Below are 16,393 nucleotides of genomic sequence, written 5' to 3'. Positions count from 1 at the left end.
GTGCGCTACGATGATGCCGGCAATATCACCTATAAAACGGGCGTCGGTAGCTATGAGTACAGTGGCCCACGCCCTCATGCCGTAACCAAAGCCGGCAATACCAGTTATCACTACGACGACAACGGCAATATGAGTAGCGACTCAGGCAGTCGTACGCTGGATTACACCGTCTTTGATAAACCCAGCCTGATTAGTAAAGGCGGCCACGATACGCGCTTCTCCTACGGCCCGGACCGCAGCCGTTTCAAGCGGGTGGATGACAACGGCAAAGGCACAGTGACCACCTTGCAGATCGGCAGCGTCGAGAAAGTGATTGAGCGCAGCACCACCGGTGCCACTATCAAGAGCTTTTATCGCCGCAATATTGCAGGGGTTGCTATCGAGCGTATCGAGCTGAATGCATCGGATGAAATTGCCGGTACCAGCACCCAGTATTTACACAAAGACTTGCAGGGCTCCCTGGATGTGATTACCGATAGTACCGGTCAGGTTGCCAAAGATGCTGCCGGTAACAAACTGGTTTACAGCTTTGATGCCTGGGGCAAGCGCCGCAACGCCCTGAGCTGGGAGCAGATTGCCGGTGTACCTGAAAATACGGTTAGCACACTTAATGTAGGAATCTTTAATCACCTGAGTAGCAATCGCGGTTATACCGGCCATGAAATGCTGGATGAGGTGGGCCTGATCCATATGAACGGACGGGTCTACGACCCGACCCTGGCCCGCTTTGTCTCCGCAGATCCGCTGATCGATGGGGTGACTTCGGTCCAGGGCTACAACCGCTATGCCTATGTGCACAATAATCCGCTGACTTATACGGATCCTTCGGGGTATAGTTCTTGGAATAAGTTCAGAGATGCTTTCATAAATAATCGCGATCTATATCGCTATATGGCTGGCAAACCGCTGCTGAATGCTGTCGCCCAGATAGCACTTTGTGTCTCTACGGGGCCTAGCTGTCCTGGTGCGCTGGCAGCTTACAGTGCGGCGCAAACTTATCATGTTACCGGTGAGATCGGCCGGGCCTTTGCGAATGGTGTACTCGCAGCAGCTTCAGCGGCGGCCTTCAGTGGTATGCCCGGAGGCTGGAGTACGACCAATATTACCATTCGCGGTGTGATCGGGGGTGCTGTCGCAGATCGGCGGGGGCAAGTTTGGCCACGGCTTTATTTCAGCGGGGGTCGGTGGTGGTTTTGCCCAGGATACCCATGTGATGGTGAAGATGGCGGTTACAGCGGCTTTTGCGGCGATTGGGCAGAGTGGTGAAGGGTTGCCTGACTTTGGGTCAGACAGCAAACAAATTGGACTTTGTGCCTCTGAAGGCAAATGTTTACCGAAGGACTATAGCGATGTGGAGAAGGCTACGATTCTTGATCGTACAAATGAAATAACAGCCGATATCAGAAATACATCATATGGTTCTGCTCAAGCTGCTGCCGCTGCGTTACATGAAAACGAAGCCCTCAGAGAAATGGCAGAAAAATATGGGATTGAATTTTGGGCCGTTATTGATAAGAAAACCTTTGCAATTAAGGAGGTAAGCACAGGCTTCTCTTCAGGCGAAGCTTTAGGTGCGCACGATGGTGCGTTTAGGTCCGGGACAGCATTTGGCATACCCACCCATCTGGCGGGAAAGTATGGAGTGGAGATTTACAGGCAACTGTTGGGGCAGGAGGCCGCTGGGTATTTGCCTCAGGGAGGCAGCTTAGTGGGATTGACATTTATACAACAGGCTATACGAGACCTTCACAGATTGTTGCTGATTATGGCCGAGGCAACGTAACGCGGCACATATATGAAGGCGGAGAATGGTCCACGGAGCAATATAAGTTCTAAATTGTTGTAAAGGAAATTTGAAATGAAGAAATTTATTATTTCATTACTACTATTTGGATGCTCAGGTTCAATAGCGGAGATACCATTTTCTTTTTCAGCAGAGCAACTTTTTTCTTCTTCCGATGTGGTGGCAATTGTTGAGCTCTCGGAAGGAAAGTTGACTAATGAAGGGTTGTATCTGCTTAAGGCATCTCTTGAAAAGAGCATAAAGGGAAAAAAGAGAAACTCTTTTTTGAGTTTTGCCCACAGGGTAGGTCATTTCTCTGACAAGCCAGATAGGTTAGGTGGTAAATATCTAGTTTTTCTAAAAACTCATAATGGGATCTATACGACTAATACAGAAGGATTTTCCGTTATCGAAGTCGCTGAAATAGCGGCTGAGCGTCCGGATATGGAGCTGGCGCTTAGGAGGCTAAATCTAGGATCAAATCGAATTGTAAATGACTTTGATAAAGAAACCGTATGGTATCCCGTAATATGCACATATGGATCAGAAAAAATATGTGAGAATGCTTTTGATATTTTAGAATGTGCACTCAGGAAATAATGGGGTCAGATCAAAGCCCTGGAAGGGCAACCTGCCGGGGCTTTGTCGTCAAGGACTATCAAGCCTGCTTCTATTGAGCAATTTAATAGTAGCTCAAATATTTATCATGTTTCTCCGGGAAGCTATGAGCTTTATGATAAGTTTGGTGCTCAATAGGAGATTAAATTTGGATTTTAAAATTGGTGATGTAATTAGAGTCAAGGTTGAAAATGTAAACGATTCTGGCTTAGAGGTCGTTAAGGATGGGTGTAAAGGTGTTGTTCGCATAATTGATTTAGATTGGGATGCTTATGGAATTTTGGAAAAAATGTATGACGACTACAGTTGCTCTGATGAGGTTGATGTAAAAGTAGTAGCTATAGCAGATAATCGATTTAGAGGCTCAGTTAAAGATATTTACCCTGAAAAAAACCCTTGGAGTAATCCAAGCATATATCGAGCTGGAGAGGCCTTTAATGGAATTGTTAGTAGGGAAGCTGAGTTTGGTTATTTCATAAAGCTAAGTACAGGTGCAGTTTCGCTTTTGATGAAAAAAGAAAGTGAAGATTCAAAGTTAAAGGTGGGAGCGTCAATAGAGGTTATAATTGAATCAGTTGATCCTTCTTTGGAAAAATTGATTGTCTCTGCTAAATAAATTAAAAATTCCTAGTTTTTTAGCTAGGAATTTTTAATTTTTAGGGTTCGCTAGTCAACTCCAAGCCCACTTCCATAATATCGCAGGCGTTGCTATCGAGCGTGTACAGCTGAATGCATCCGATGAAACTGCCGGTACCAGCACCCAGTATTTACACAAAGACCTCCAGGGTTCCCTGGATGTAATTACCGATAGCACCGGTCAGGTTGCCAAAGATGCTGCGGGCAACAAACTGGTTTACAGCTTTGATGCCTGGGGCAAACGCCGCAATGCACTGAGCTGGGAACAAATTGCCGGCGCGCCTGCAAATACAGTTAGCGCCCTCAGTGTGGGAGCCTTCAATCACCTGAGTAGTAACCGCGGTTATACCGGCCATGAAATGCTGGATGAGGTGGGCCTGATCCATATGAACGGACGGGTCTACGACCCGACCCTGGCCCGCTTTGTCTCCGCAGATCCGCTGATCGATGGGGTGACTTCGGTCCAGGGCTACAACCGCTACGCCTATGTGCACAACAACCCGCTGACTTATACGGATCCTTCGGGGTATAGTTCTTGGAATAAGTACCGGGACTCGGTGGTGAAGCCGGTGGTCGCCGTGGCCATTGTCATTTGGACCGGGGGACAGTCTCTCGTGGCCCTGCAAGCTACAAATTATGCAGCGGCGGTGGGCTGGGCCGCTGCCGGCGGCGCCGCGGCGGGAGCGGTGCAAAGCGGCACGGTGAAGGGGGCCTTTTTTGGTGCCTTCAGTGCTGTGGCATTTATGGGCATTGGCAATGCCTTTCAGGGGGCAAAATGGGCAACGAAAGGCGTTGTCGGCAAAGGCATCATGGGTACGGGCCTGAACGGCTATGGCTATGCAGCGAAAGTCTTTGCTCACTCAGTTACCGGTGGTTTACTGTCTGCGGCTCAGGGAGGGAAGTTTAAACACGGCTTTGCCGCAGCGGGTGTGACCCAGGCCTTTGCAGGAGGTATAGATTCAATAGATGCTGGCAATGTTGGCTTTAGTGCGGCGAGGGTCGTTGCGGCGGCGGTTGTAGGCGGTACAGCCTCTGCAGTATCGGGTGGTAAGTTTGCAAATGGGGCGGCTACGGCTGCTTTTGCAGTCGCAATGCAAGCTGCGGCTCAATCTGGCCAGAAAGAAACTCCTGTTGCCGGTGGTGTAACGCCGGGTGATACCCCAGAAAATAGAGCCGCGCTACAAAAAGAATTGGATGCCCTTGCAGCAGATGGAACGCTGAGTCGTAAGCAAAGCTTTGATACTGCAGATGAAGCTTCAACACACGTATTGAATGCGACGGCTCCCCTTTCTAGAAAATATGGCCTTGAGGTCGGGGGCAATATATGGGAATCGGAGAAAGGCTGGCACTATACGTTGCCGAAGATGGGGGATTCAATTTCTGTGCCGCTTGATGGGCGGTGGAAAGCCTATCACACTCACCCCAGTGGAAACTTGAGATTTTCAAATATACGCTCTCATGCTGGTAAGGGAATAGATTCAGTTTGGGTAAGAGAAAGTGGGAAATCACTTTATTTAGGAGTGCAATTTTCCACTGGAAATGTCGGTGTTGCGGTGTGTGAACCGGGCAGCTGTTCACATTTCTTGTCCGGTGGTACTCCGGGGAGGGTCGTTCAGTGAGAAGCGTTTTCACGGTAATTTTTGTCTTGGTATCCGTTATGGCTTGCACAGGGCTGGGTTCGACAGACATGAAAGCACAATACACGCAAGTCCTTGATTATTGTCTTGAGGAAGTAGAAGGGCTGACTGGTAAACCGTTATCTCCCAAGGCTGATCAGGCGTATTTATACGCGGACGGTAAGGGGTATTGGATTGATTTTACACACGGTTCTCTCGGGACATTCGGCGAGCGTAGTTTAGATCATAGTGTGGTTATAAGTTGTGCCGTACTGAAAGAGCCAAGCTTGAAGCTTGTATATCTTGGTCGGCCACTGAAAGATCCGCTACTCCAGGAGCCAGAGATGGATCAGTTTGGTAGCCCAGAAGGAGCGACCGAGGTTCTTTTTAAGCGTGAAGACGGGCAGTTTAAATACTTCCGTTCTCAACTGTTTGATGAGAAGAACATCGAGAAGCACAATCCTAACTTTCCATGGAAAAAAGACCGCGCGGGCTGAGAGGTGCAAGGTCTTTAAATTTGCATCAAGTAAAAATCACCAAGGCCCCGGCAGAGCCATTAATGAAGAGAATCATCCTACTGCACAAGAGAAGTGGAAACAGCGCTACGAGTTACTTAGATTTAAAGTTTTTAAAGGTGTCCAGGAAGGATCCGATACGCCTATTCAGTTAAGTCAGCTAGATATAATTACTATCGCAGAGTATATGAGCATTAAGGCTGATGAAATTAACCCTCTAAATATTTCTGAATTTTCAGAAAATTTCATTAGCAAGGCGGATACATTTCTATATGGATATGCTAATCAAGAATTTTATGTTGATAATATTGGGGTCTTCAAAGGAGGTGAAATAAACTATATTGGTGTTGGTGTATTTGCTGGGCGTTATGGATTTTCTGAAGCTACTCTAAATACACTCGTAGGCGCTTGGAATGTAAATGATGTTCTTGCTGGTAAAGGAAGCTACAATTTATATCAGGCACAAACCGGGGGCTTTGGTCAAGATTTGGTCGAGACTATTACAATATTAAGTGATGATGTAAATGAATAATAAGCTTATTAAACTTACTGTTATTTTTTTCTCGGGCTACTCCTAATTGCATCATATTTTGTGGTTCAGTTTATTTCGGCTACTAAATCCCCTTGCTCTAATTTGCGGTCTTTATCTAAAGATGAAGTGTTATTGGAGCAGTTGTGGAGTGGTGTGGAAAATGTACTTAGTAATTTCTCAGATTATCGAGTAGATCACTCAAGAGTTGGATTGATGTACGCTGAGGATGCGTATAATAATTTTGATATTGATTGGGGATTATTTGATATTCCCGTTAATGTTGCTTCACTAGAATTTTATGGAAGAAATATCGATTATGGTCATTTTGACGTCTCACAGGTTGAGAGTATAAAAGTTGGTTATGGTTATAGATACTATTTGAAATTTAAACTAGCTCCCCACTCGGTTGGTGCAGATCAAGAAAAAGTAAATGATAAATTAAGATATACGGAAGTTCTTATTGAGTGTAGGGAGTAATTGCACAAAAAGGGTCGACCGGTAATTTTTCTCCTGTCCAGGAACCTATTTTGATGAAAATGGTGTTCCGGTTACCGTTGAAGTTAGACCGTTTGGTAACACAGTTAGCGCAGATGGTACGACAGCCTATAGTTTTGATTCTAATACTGGGACGTTAATTAATCTGATAGCGACCGGTACAGCTGGACAGGTGTGCGCTATTGTTTGTCTAGCTCCGATAGCAAAATGTTTACAACTACTACTCAGGAGTTATGTTTCAGTGACGTCCTGGGCGGGGATAGGACAAACGGCTGATTTAGCTGCGTGACGTTGGATTATGGTTGGCGGCGCAACACGTTGGAATTATTTCAAAACGATGCTTTGGGGGCCTCAAGTAAGAGGTGGGCAGCTTATATTAAGAGGCTACCGTCAGAATCCCTTCTCAAACTCTATTACTGGCACTTTACCTAGGTCACAAGTGAAGTGGCCCGCTGGGGCAGAGATGTGGAGGGGGATATTTGGGCCGCGGCAAATTAAATAGAGGATTTTTTATATGCTTTTTGTCTTTTATGTTTGTGCTGCCTTGTTAGCGTTGAAGTTGTTATGGAATTTGATAATTCCAATATCAGTAACTTTTTTTGGTCGAAAGATGAACGTAAAAATAGAGGGGTGTCACTTGCACCTATTGAGTTTTTGATTCTTCTTGTAATAACTGCGCTTTCTTTTTTTGATGAGAGACTGTCTATTTTAGGTGTAAATGGCTTTGCTTTATTTGGCGTTGATGTTATTGCCATAGTGGCCACCTATGTATTCATATATATCTTTTTATGCTTATTTAAAGGGCGGTTTTCTGATTGAATTTTACTGAAAAGTAATTGCCGGAATCATCATAATAGTATGAAATCAAGACACCCATAGCTTAGAGAACGGTGCACAGCCAGTTTCTGAACTCCCACATAGCCCCAAGGATAACTCCGGCGGGTTTTTTTGTTTAACCGACTTGCCGCTTGGCATCCCAACGCCGGGATTGATACTTAATAATCATCCCGTCCAGCAACTCCTTGACGATCTCTTTCTCTTCCGTTGGTAGTTGGCTGATAGCTTCAAATTGCAGACTTAGCTGCTCATCCAGTCCGCGCTCGTCTTCTTCGAATACCTGTGAGTCAATGGTGATACTCATGGCGACAGCAATCTGTTTTAACGCCTCCAGGGAAGGCTGTGTTGCCCCGGCTTCATAGCGCCGAAGCTGATTGACATGAACCCCGGTGGCGTCGGCCATCTGTTGCTGGGTCAGCTCGCTCTCACCACGCAGGGTAAAGTCTCTGTATCGCTTGGCGGACGATAGCTTTACTCAAGCAGCCTCAAACTTCTCTTGCTCACCACGGCGCTCTTGAAAAAATAGAATCTCGATCGCTTCCGCTTCTCGCAAGCGCTTAATTTTGTCAAAAAATAATTGAGCTTCAGGAAAGGCGAGTTTGAGATATGCCAGCCACTGCTTGATTCGGTTGCCCAGGTATTTAGCCGGATAAACTTCCCTGGTTGTTTGGTAGTATCCCCAGAGCAGTTCCAATACTTGCTGCCAGGCCATAGGGAGATAGTTCTCCCCCGAACAATAGGCTTTAATTTGTAAGCCGAGGTCCGGCCTGGCCAAAAGGCTACGCCCAAACATAAATGCGCTGCAGCCCGTTACCTCACGGCACCGCTGAAACTCCTTGAGAGTCCAAATATCGCCATTGGCGATAACGGGTATTTCCAGCTGTTGGCGAATCTCCCCGATATATTCCCAATAAGCGGGTGGCTTGTAACCGTCTACCTTTGAGCGCGCGTGTACTGCCAGTTCATTGGCGCCTCCCGCGGCTGCCGCCATAGCGTTATCCATGTAAGAGGATCTGTCATTAAAACCCAGGCGGATTTTAGCGGTCACCGGGATGCCTTCCGGGACGGCTCGGCGCACAGTGCCAACAATCGCTTCCACGCGATGGGGGCTTTGCAATAAGCAGGCACCGCCATCACTGTTATTGACGGACTTTGCCGGGCAGCCAAAGTTCAGGTCGATAGCTTTTGCCCCAACAGAGACGGCCTTTATGGCATTAGTGGCCATAGCTTCTGGGTTTCCGCCCAACAGTTGCAGGCGCACCGGGGTGCCGGTGGTTGTTTCGGCATCTTGCAGCAGTTCGGGGCAGAGTCTTGTAAATACACGACGGGGCAACCGGGTGTTTGTCACTCTCACAAACTCTGTGACACAGACATCGACGCCTCCGACAGTTGAGAGCAGTTCGCGCACATGGTGGTCGATAACTCCCTCCATAGGAGCCTGGTAAATCTTTGGCTGCTGGGAATCTGTCTTGTCGGTCATAAAGCTGAAAATGGAGAAATAAAGGCTAAAAGTTGGCGCATATTCTATCAGCTAGTTGGTTAGGTTTTGTAAAAACACTCATTCATACGTAGTTTTATTTAGGAGGATCAGCCTCTATGCGAAGGGGGCGTGCACTAAAATTGAGCATGTTGAACAGCGCGTCACAGTTGCCTCTGAAACCATTAAGTGTTTGATTTTAAAAGCAACTTGTATTGATAATAGATAATTGTTCAAGCTTCCATGCTGCTGAATGGGGCTCAGATAGTAGATAGTTTTGTAAATTGTGCCCAGGGAAGTTTTGGGGTGGTTGTATTTGCAAGTCTCGGGAATTAGATTGCGGGACGGATAGGCACATGCGATAGAGGGTTTGAAAAGACTCCTGCAAGGGCGAGGCTGACCTCAAGCTGGCGCAAAAATTATAGGGGCAGGCACGAGTGGGGATGGTTTTGATCGCGCCTGAAAACTTAGGGGGAATAAGATAGTGCAAGATTTACTTTTTCAACAGGGACTGGATATTACGCTGTTCGGGATGGGGATTGTTTTTACTTTCCTGTTATTGCTGGTGATTGGTACCAGTATTATGTCCCGAGTTATCACACGTTATTTTCCCGAGGCCGAGCCGGCCGTATCTTCAACAAACTCCCCATCAGGCGATAACGCGCGTCTGCATGCTGTTATCAAAGCGGCAATCGAACAACATAGAAAAAAACGCTAGCCGTATTAATTCGCATCTGAACAACATTTAATCATTTCTGCCGAGAGAGATAACCCATGACTGAGGTTAAAAAGCCATTGGGGATTACCGATGTAGTCCTGCGCGACGCCCACCAGTCACTGTTCGCAACACGTCTGCGACTGGACGATATGCTGCCCATCGCGGAAAAACTGGATAAAGTAGGATTCTGGTCACTGGAATCCTGGGGTGGTGCCACTTTTGATTCCTGTATTCGCTATCTCGGCGAAGATCCTTGGGAGCGTATTCGTGAGCTGAAAAAAGCTATGCCCAATACGCCCCAGCAAATGTTATTCCGCGGCCAGAATATTCTTGGTTACCGTCATTATGCGGATGACGTGGTGGAAAAATTTGTTGAGCGCGCTGCTGAAAATGGTGTGGACGTGTTTCGCGTGTTCGATGCCATGAATGATATGCGTAACCTGAAAACTGCGCTGGCCGCAGTTAAGAAGCAGGATAAGCACGCTCAAGGCACTATCTCTTACACAGTGAGCCCAGTGCATACCATGGATCTATGGGTAGAGTTGGGTCGTCAAATTGAGGATATGGGCGCGGACTCCATTGCAATTAAGGATATGGCGGGCCTCTTGCGTCCATATGAAGGTTATGAGCTGGTGACTCGCTTGAAGGCGGCAGTGGATATTCCTATCCATATGCAGTGCCACGCAACGACAGGCCTCTCTACCGCGACAGCTCTTAAGTGTATCGAGGCCGGAATCGACAATGTCGATACGGCCATCAGCTCAATGTCTATGACCTATGGTCACAGCCCTACTGAAGCCTTGGTAGCTATTTTGGAGGGCACTGAGCGCGATACCGGGCTGAATATCAACCTGCTGGAAGAGATTGCGGCTTATTTCCGCGAGGTGCGCAAGAAGTACGTGAAATTTGAGGGGTCTCTGAAAGGCGTGGACTCCCGTATCCTGGTGGCCCAGGTTCCGGGCGGTATGCTGACCAATATGGAGAACCAATTGCGTGAGCAGGGCGCGGGGGACCGCCTCGATGAAGTTCTCGAAGAAATTCCCCGAGTGCGTCAGGATTTGGGGTATATCCCACTGGTAACTCCCACCTCGCAGATTGTCGGCACCCAGGCGGTGCTGAATGTGCTGACCGGCGAGCGTTATCAATCTATCTCAAAAGAAACGGCTGCTGTTCTAAAAGGTGAGTACGGCTCAACTCCTGCCGAGGTCAATAAAGAGCTGCAAACCCGCGTGCTCGACGGAGCAGCCCCAGTCACTTGCCGACCGGCCGACCTGATCACCCCTGAATTGGATAAGCTCACCTTAGAACTGCAGGAGAAGGCCGGCGAGCAGGATATTGCACTCACCAATGGAGAGAGTGAAATCGACGATGTACTCACCTATGCACTCTTCCCGCAGATTGGTTTGAAGTTCCTGAAAAACCGCAATAACCCCGATGCTTTTGAGCCGGTTCCAACCGGAAAGGAGAATAGTGCGGTCAAGAATGATAAAGGTGAGGAGGTCTATACAGTTACTGTAGAAGGGCAGAGTTACACCGTTACAGTTGCGGATGGTGGTGACCTGACTGGTGTTGCTCCGGTAAATGGTATTGCCCCTGTTCCTGCTGCTAATACCAGCCCAATATCTGCAACTGGCGGAGAGCCAGTAAATGCGCCGCTCGCAGGTAATATCTTCAAGGTAATGGTGAAACCAGGTGATCAGGTCAATGAGGGGCAGGCCATCCTGGTTCTGGAAGCTATGAAGATGGAAACTGTGGTGAGTGCTCCCCGAAGCGGTAATGTTGCCAATGTGGCAGTCAAAGAGGGCGATTCCGTGGCGGTGGGTGATGCCCTGCTGTCTATCGCATAGCAGGTAGGAGTCGCAAGTGGATAATTTAATCAGTCTTTGGCAATCGTCCGGCGTTTCTCAAATGGCGCCTGGCCAGTTTGTCATGATTATTGTGGGGCTGGGATTGCTATTCCTTGCCGTTCGCAAAAAATTTGAGCCGCTGCTGCTGGTTCCTATCGGCTTTGGTGGAATCCTGGCAAATATTCCTGGGGCCGATCTGGCACTTTCTGCTGCAGAGACAGCACTGACTCAGGGAGATGCCAGTGTGCTGGCTCAGATGGGGCAGATTCTCGGCTTGGAGAGCGGGGCGAGCTTGGGGGCATTGAAGGAGGCCTTAGGTAGTGCGCCAGCTGCAGTGCAGGTTCAGGCTGCAGAGTTTGCAAGGGATGCCGGTTTCAATAATGGAATGTTGTACAACTTTTATTCGGTAGCTATTGCTTCCGGTGTGGCACCCCTGGTGATCTTTATGGGGGTTGGTGCCATGACGGATTTTGGCCCGCTACTTGCCAACCCTCGCACCTTGTTCCTGGGGGCAGCCGCTCAGTTTGGTATTTTTGCCACGGTGCTTGGGGCGGTAGGTCTTTCTGTGGCTGGGATTATGGATTTCTCAATTGCTGATGCAGCGGCTATCGGGATTATCGGCGGCGCGGACGGTCCTACAGCCATCTATGTCTCGAGCCTGCTAGCTCCAGATCTCCTTGGTGCAATTGCCGTGGCAGCCTATTCCTATATGGCATTGGTCCCTATGATCCAGCCGCCGATTATGCGTGCCCTGACTACAGAGCAGGAGCGTCGCATTGAGATGGTACAGTTGAGGCATGTGAGCAAGAGAGAGAAGATTACTTTCCCGCTGTTATTGTTGATCCTGGTTGCCCTGTTCCTGCCGGCGGCAGCTCCACTGTTAGGTATGTTCTGTTTTGGCAACCTGATGAGAGAGTGTGGTGTAGTGGCTCGCTTATCCGACACTGCCCAGAATGCCCTGATCAACATCACTACAATTTTCCTCGGTCTGTCTGTCGGCTCCAAGCTTGCCGCCGATAAATTCCTGGATCCAAAAACCCTCGGTATTCTCGCCTTGGGTATTGTGGCATTTGCTATTGGTACTGCTGCGGGCGTATTGATGGCCAAGTTGCTCAATGTGTTTAGTAAGCACAAAGTGAACCCTTTAATTGGCTCTGCTGGAGTATCTGCTGTACCAATGGCCGCGCGGGTATCAAATAAAGTTGGGCTTGAGTCCAACCCCCATAACTTCCTGTTGATGCATGCAATGGGGCCGAATGTGGCAGGTGTCATTGGCTCTGCGGTTGCAGCCGGAGTGATGATCAGTATGGTGCGTAGCCTTACGGGTGGTTGATTTATCTGATTAGTAACTTCAAAAAAGGGGCGAGCTTCGGTTTGCCCCTTTTTCGTTGTCCTGCAGTAAGAGACCCGTAACCTAGTCAGAAATTGCAGCCATTTTGGCTGTTGATTTTGTTTACTTTTCGTGGCTTTTTGATAATCGAAGAATAACGAGTCCTCAAAGTACAAATTAGATTTGTGTCAATTTTAATGATGCTTTTTCGCAGGCTTTAGAGGTTCTCTCCCAGAACAAAATTAATTTTGAGTTAAGGTTAATTACGTTATATTTCTTCCAGTTAATTTCGTGCTATAAGAAACTGTATTGGAAGTACAAGTATGCGTAGTTTGCCTCTCCTTATTTCCCTGGCCTTATTCTCTGCTCCAGTCATGGCTCATGACAATCATGTAACCTCACAAGACATTAGAGAGATTAAGAGGGAGGTTGTAAAGCTTCGCAATGAGGTTCATTCCCTTAGGGGTGAAGATCAGAGTTCAAGTGAAGTTCGCAAGTTGAAGAAAGAGGTTGTGAGGCTTCGTAAGGACATTCGTTCTATGCAAGATATGATTTTGCAGTTACAAACGATGGTTGAGGAACAATCGAATGGAGCGCAAACAGGGGTGGTGCTCCAACCCGTAGAGGAGCGTCCTAAGTGGGCATGCTATATGAAGGATATGCGAGCGGGAGGTATGCATTCTAAAGGGTTCACTCGTGTAGAGGCGAAAGGGAAGTTGCTTGAGACCTGCTCTCAACGCGGCGGAGTCTGTTTCGAAAATAAAATTACCTGTTCTAACGAATAAGTTTTGGGTGATAGGGCCTGCTATCCTGATGATGCTTACAATAAGCGTTTGTAGGCCCTCGTCCGATTTTCCCCCTCGGGTTTCCATTGCTAGTCATTTAACTGCTAGAACGCCGCTTTGGCTTACTCCCTTTTTTTACTGAAAATTAAGTTATGGCTTAATCTAGAGTGCGAAGTGGGTATTAAGTAGTCTAAATAGTGCTTTTTTACTTGCTATGTGGTTGCTTTGAGGGGAACCGTAGGATTTATAAAAGCCCGGGAATAGTGCGGCAATAACTTTTTGTGACCACTCTAGGTGAAATTGTATACCCAGTACTTTTTCCTTGAATAAAAATGCCTGGTTTGGACATTGCTCAGATTCGGCTAGGCGCTCGGCTCCAATCGGGATATCAAAATAATAGCTATGGGCTTGAAATACTTTTTCGATATTCAGGTTTAGTTTGTGAGAGCCTTTTATTGGTAGCCAGCCCATCTCTTCCTGATCTAATGGTCGGATGTTTGCCCCCAATATATAGGCAAGAATCTGTGCGCCCAGGCAAATGCCTAATATCGGCACAGCTTGCTCAATATAACCTTTCAACCATTCAATCTCATCGGCAAGCCATGGCAATTTATGGCGATCATCAACGTTCATCATCCCACCCAAGAGAATGATGCCATCAAACTGGCCTTTTGGCAGATGAGAATTTTGTGGGTTTACCGTGGTAAGTGAAACATGATGATCTCGGGCCCAGTCTGAAATATATCCTGGTCCTTCGGTTTCCTCATGTTGGATAATTAAAATATGTTTACCCATTTTATTGAAAGTCCTGGCTTTCAAAATACAGTTGCTTCTTTAAGTCAATGCCTGCCTTTGTCAACTTTTCAGGCCAGCTCTTGCTCGTTAGTGGTTTTTCACTATCAATACTAATTTCTATCGGGGAATTTGGAGTGACGTTGACTAGCAGAATTTGGTCGAAACTAGGGTTGGAAGCTATCTCATGGATCAGTAATGCAAAATTATTATGTTGTACTAGTTGATAGGAACCATTTCCCCCTTGTCTTAAGGGTTGATCTAGTAATTTTCCTGTTACTTCAAAACGAATAGGATCCTGGTCAGCTTTACCCCCCTCTCAAAGTGTCCTTTAAATACTCTGGCGGAAAAGGACTTTAACTCTCCACTGCGTAGTTTGTTTAATGAGAATTGTTCGGGCTCAAGCGTGATAAGTTCAGAGCCCTGAACTAAATCGTCCATTTTGACGTGGTCATTGGTTTTAAGTGTAAGAATAATCTGGTGACTGTGGCGCCCGCCATGAAGAGGCATATGAGAAGCTATCAACTGGCCATCTATAGAAAACAGTGCCATACCATGAACGCCGATTGAGTGGTCATTATGGGAGGGAGCTGATGCTAGTGCCGGGGATAAGCTTGATTGAATGAAAATCATCCAGGCCAGAACAAATTTCTTCATCGGTTACTACTGTGCTTTTCTACGTTTTTGAGACTTAGGGATTCTAGATGTACATTAGTGATGAATCGATTCATTTTACTCAATATTTGATTCCAAAATGGAAATAGAAGCATTAGAGAAATTTCTCGATATTGCCGTTACTGAGAACCTGCAACGTTCTGCTGACCGACTGGACATGACGCCTGGGGGGCTGAGTAAAATTTTGCGCCGTCTTGAGGGGGAGCTGGGTGTACGCCTCTTTGAGCGTGTGGGAAAGCAACTCAAGATCAATGATGAGGGTCGCAGACTGCAAAGTCGTGCTAGTGAGATTGTTACTCTTGCCAGGAAAGCCCGGGTAGAAGTTGGCGGTCTTGGTACTCACTTGGAATGCCGGATAGCTGCGCCTGCCATGTTGCAGTTAACTTGGGCTGCACACATCCAGAAGCAAGTAACGATATATCAGCCAAACATACGCCTGTCATTTATATCTGCTTTTGAGTCTTTGGCTCTTAAGATGCTGATTCGGGGTGAGGTGGATATGGCACTAATTTCGGGAGTGGTGCTAGGGCAGGTTCCTTCTTCTATGGAGGTCCACAGTATTGGCTCAACCCGCATGTGTATAGCGGCTGGCCCTGAGCATCCATTGGCCAGTGGTGGTCATTCCGAAGTGGTGGTGACGCTGGACAATATTTTGCAATACCCTTTTGCTGCTCCACGAATATCTCCTTTCTGTGGGGAGGAGCGGGGTATAGGCAGTGATGGGTGGCCAGAAGATCTCTTCTCAAGAAAAATACACGCGGTTGTGAATGATTATGGCGTGCTTTGCCGGCTTGTAATGCAGGCTGAATTACTTGCCTTCCTTCCAGAAGCGCTAGTGGATGAGATGGGGGGAGTGAAACTTAAGGTTGAAGGGGGGCGTGTTCAGTCCCAGGAGGACCTTTTCATTGTTTGGAGGGGTGGGGACGGTAGTTGGCTGGATAAATTGATTGGCTTTTTTTAGTTGACAGTAAAGTGTTTAGTTTTAGCTTCGGATAAGCAATAAAAGCGAGCTTAAATCATGGCTCGCTTTTATTGAATAAACCTTGATTGAGTTAGTTTGAGATGCGTTCTGGGGGACAGGGCGTGCCTGCAGCAATCCATGCTTTCATAGCTTCAACCAGCTTTTCATGTGGAATGGTTACGGGTTGCCTTTTTCCCCCTGGGTTCCAGCCCCAGAGTGCCAGGGGGTTATCACTCATAAACTTCAGTAGGCTCTCGGGAGAGCGGCCGCCATTATCTTGTGGGGTTGTAAGGAGCTTGCAGATTTGAGCTGAAGACATATGTGACCAGTTAAGTTCGATTGGTGCCATGGCCCATCCTGGGGCACCTGGTGCTCCTGTCACAGGATTGTTTTGATTGGAGTGACAATTGCGGCACTGCATGGTCCCTGACCCCATATTATTTGGGCCTCGCTCTACGCGAGGGATATGTGGGGAACCTTCGTTGATCAGGGGCATCTCTAGCTGATGGCAATTTAGGCACCGGGGGTGCAGGAGAACCTCTACGATAGTTTCCCAGTCCTGATGTCCGGTGTTGTCAGCTCTGGCATCCTGCGTTTCAGCAGTCTGGCTGTACTTGCCCGCTCGGTTCTCGCAAGCCGTGAAAACCAGAAACAGTGATGCGCAAAAGGCCATGTGTGGTAATAAACGTACTGCTTGTCGCAGTTTCATTTAATCCGTCCTCAGTTCTGGGAAGAATACTCAACCTTAATTGTGGCAGATTGCCAGGGACAGCCAG

The 16,393-nt window shown here is 47.5% G+C and carries 20 protein-coding genes; 14 read left to right on the top strand and 6 right to left on the bottom strand.

From position 1 onward, the window contains the following. The 4 genes from P3339_RS15990 to P3339_RS15975 all read left to right on the top strand — a co-directional run bounded on the left by P3339_RS15990 (position 1) and on the right by P3339_RS15975 (position 3,017). The gene (locus tag P3339_RS15990; protein WP_282951148.1) at positions 1-1,266 is read left to right on the top strand and encodes an RHS repeat-associated core domain-containing protein; all 1,266 of its coding nucleotides are present in this window, start codon (positions 1-3) and stop codon (positions 1,264-1,266) included. Next, the gene (locus P3339_RS15985; RefSeq protein ID WP_282951147.1) at positions 1,214-1,783 is read left to right on the top strand and encodes a hypothetical protein; all 570 of its coding nucleotides are present in this window, start codon (positions 1,214-1,216) and stop codon (positions 1,781-1,783) included. Before P3339_RS15990 ends, P3339_RS15985 begins: the two co-directional genes overlap by 53 nt. Before the next feature lie 75 nt (positions 1,784-1,858). After that, the gene (locus P3339_RS15980; RefSeq protein WP_282951146.1) at positions 1,859-2,383 is read left to right on the top strand and encodes a hypothetical protein; all 525 of its coding nucleotides are present in this window, start codon (positions 1,859-1,861) and stop codon (positions 2,381-2,383) included. A gap of 166 nt (positions 2,384-2,549) precedes the next feature. Then, a complete protein-coding gene (locus tag P3339_RS15975; RefSeq protein ID WP_282951145.1) occupies positions 2,550-3,017 on the top strand; it encodes a S1 RNA-binding domain-containing protein in 468 nt (155 codons plus the stop codon). A 151-nt stretch (positions 3,018-3,168) separates the two neighbouring features. Here P3339_RS15975 and P3339_RS15970 read toward each other — a convergent pair whose 3' ends face one another. After that, a complete protein-coding gene (locus P3339_RS15970; RefSeq protein WP_282951144.1) occupies positions 3,169-3,306 on the bottom strand; it encodes a hypothetical protein in 138 nt (45 codons plus the stop codon). A gap of 39 nt (positions 3,307-3,345) precedes the next feature. Here P3339_RS15970 and P3339_RS15965 point away from each other — a divergent pair, with 39 nt between their 5' ends. The 5 genes from P3339_RS15965 (at position 3,346) to P3339_RS15945 (ending at position 7,014) form a co-directional block, all read left to right on the top strand. Then, positions 3,346-4,656: an RHS repeat-associated core domain-containing protein gene (locus P3339_RS15965; protein WP_282951143.1), complete on the top strand. Its 1,311-nt coding sequence runs from the start codon at positions 3,346-3,348 to the stop codon at positions 4,654-4,656. 68 nt (positions 4,657-4,724) lie between these two features. Further along, the gene (locus P3339_RS15960) at positions 4,725-5,150 is read left to right on the top strand and encodes a hypothetical protein (protein ID WP_282951142.1); all 426 of its coding nucleotides are present in this window, start codon (positions 4,725-4,727) and stop codon (positions 5,148-5,150) included. A gap of 205 nt (positions 5,151-5,355) precedes the next feature. Beyond that, positions 5,356-5,700 carry a hypothetical protein gene (locus P3339_RS15955; RefSeq protein ID WP_282951141.1) on the top strand — a complete coding sequence of 115 codons (345 nt, stop codon included), beginning with the start codon at positions 5,356-5,358 and terminating at the stop codon, positions 5,698-5,700. A 60-nt stretch (positions 5,701-5,760) separates the two neighbouring features. Then, the gene (locus P3339_RS15950; RefSeq protein WP_282951140.1) at positions 5,761-6,177 is read left to right on the top strand and encodes a hypothetical protein; all 417 of its coding nucleotides are present in this window, start codon (positions 5,761-5,763) and stop codon (positions 6,175-6,177) included. 582 nt (positions 6,178-6,759) lie between these two features. Beyond that, the gene (locus P3339_RS15945) at positions 6,760-7,014 is read left to right on the top strand and encodes a hypothetical protein (protein WP_282951139.1); all 255 of its coding nucleotides are present in this window, start codon (positions 6,760-6,762) and stop codon (positions 7,012-7,014) included. A gap of 133 nt (positions 7,015-7,147) precedes the next feature. On the opposite strand, the gene P3339_RS15940 is transcribed toward P3339_RS15945, so the two are convergent. Continuing rightward, on the bottom strand, positions 7,148-7,468 hold the full coding sequence (locus tag P3339_RS15940; RefSeq protein ID WP_282953607.1) for a helix-turn-helix domain-containing protein: 321 nt from the start codon (positions 7,466-7,468) through the stop codon (positions 7,148-7,150). A 39-nt stretch (positions 7,469-7,507) separates the two neighbouring features. Beyond that, positions 7,508-8,512 (bottom strand): tRNA dihydrouridine synthase, encoded by a 1,005-nt coding sequence (locus P3339_RS15935; protein ID WP_282951138.1) that lies wholly within the window; start codon positions 8,510-8,512, stop codon positions 7,508-7,510. Between the two features lie 481 nt (positions 8,513-8,993). Between P3339_RS15935 and P3339_RS15930 the strand changes: the two genes are divergently transcribed. The 4 genes from P3339_RS15930 to P3339_RS15915 all read left to right on the top strand — a co-directional run bounded on the left by P3339_RS15930 (position 8,994) and on the right by P3339_RS15915 (position 13,189). Continuing rightward, positions 8,994-9,227, top strand: coding sequence for an OadG family protein (locus tag P3339_RS15930; RefSeq protein ID WP_020414687.1), 234 nt, complete (start codon positions 8,994-8,996; stop codon positions 9,225-9,227). A gap of 56 nt (positions 9,228-9,283) precedes the next feature. Then, positions 9,284-11,074 carry a sodium-extruding oxaloacetate decarboxylase subunit alpha gene (oadA, locus tag P3339_RS15925; RefSeq protein ID WP_282951137.1) on the top strand — a complete coding sequence of 597 codons (1,791 nt, stop codon included), beginning with the start codon at positions 9,284-9,286 and terminating at the stop codon, positions 11,072-11,074. Positions 11,075-11,090: 16 nt separating this feature from the next. After that, complete coding sequence (locus P3339_RS15920) at positions 11,091-12,407, top strand: sodium ion-translocating decarboxylase subunit beta (RefSeq protein WP_282951136.1); 1,317 nt, start codon at positions 11,091-11,093, stop codon at positions 12,405-12,407. A gap of 320 nt (positions 12,408-12,727) precedes the next feature. After that, positions 12,728-13,189 (top strand): hypothetical protein, encoded by a 462-nt coding sequence (locus P3339_RS15915; protein WP_282951135.1) that lies wholly within the window; start codon positions 12,728-12,730, stop codon positions 13,187-13,189. Between the two features lie 162 nt (positions 13,190-13,351). On the opposite strand, the gene P3339_RS15910 is transcribed toward P3339_RS15915, so the two are convergent. Both P3339_RS15910 and P3339_RS15905 read right to left on the bottom strand, forming a co-directional pair. Further along, on the bottom strand, positions 13,352-13,984 hold the full coding sequence (locus P3339_RS15910) for a type 1 glutamine amidotransferase (RefSeq protein ID WP_282951134.1): 633 nt from the start codon (positions 13,982-13,984) through the stop codon (positions 13,352-13,354). Positions 13,985-14,257: 273 nt separating this feature from the next. Then, positions 14,258-14,638 carry a hypothetical protein gene (locus tag P3339_RS15905; RefSeq protein ID WP_282951133.1) on the bottom strand — a complete coding sequence of 127 codons (381 nt, stop codon included), beginning with the start codon at positions 14,636-14,638 and terminating at the stop codon, positions 14,258-14,260. A 97-nt stretch (positions 14,639-14,735) separates the two neighbouring features. Between P3339_RS15905 and P3339_RS15900 the strand changes: the two genes are divergently transcribed. Then, positions 14,736-15,617, top strand: a complete 882-nt coding sequence (locus tag P3339_RS15900; RefSeq protein ID WP_282951132.1) for a LysR family transcriptional regulator — start codon at positions 14,736-14,738, stop codon at positions 15,615-15,617. 91 nt (positions 15,618-15,708) lie between these two features. On the opposite strand, the gene P3339_RS15895 is transcribed toward P3339_RS15900, so the two are convergent. Further along, positions 15,709-16,326 (bottom strand): hypothetical protein, encoded by a 618-nt coding sequence (locus P3339_RS15895; RefSeq protein WP_282951131.1) that lies wholly within the window; start codon positions 16,324-16,326, stop codon positions 15,709-15,711. Positions 16,327-16,393: the final 67 nt, after the last annotated feature.

The sequence above is a fragment of the Microbulbifer sp. MLAF003 genome, from assembly GCF_030012965.1.
Lineage (GTDB): Bacteria > Pseudomonadota > Gammaproteobacteria > Pseudomonadales > Cellvibrionaceae > Microbulbifer > Microbulbifer variabilis.
This window is presented reverse-complemented; position numbering and strand designations above follow the sequence as displayed.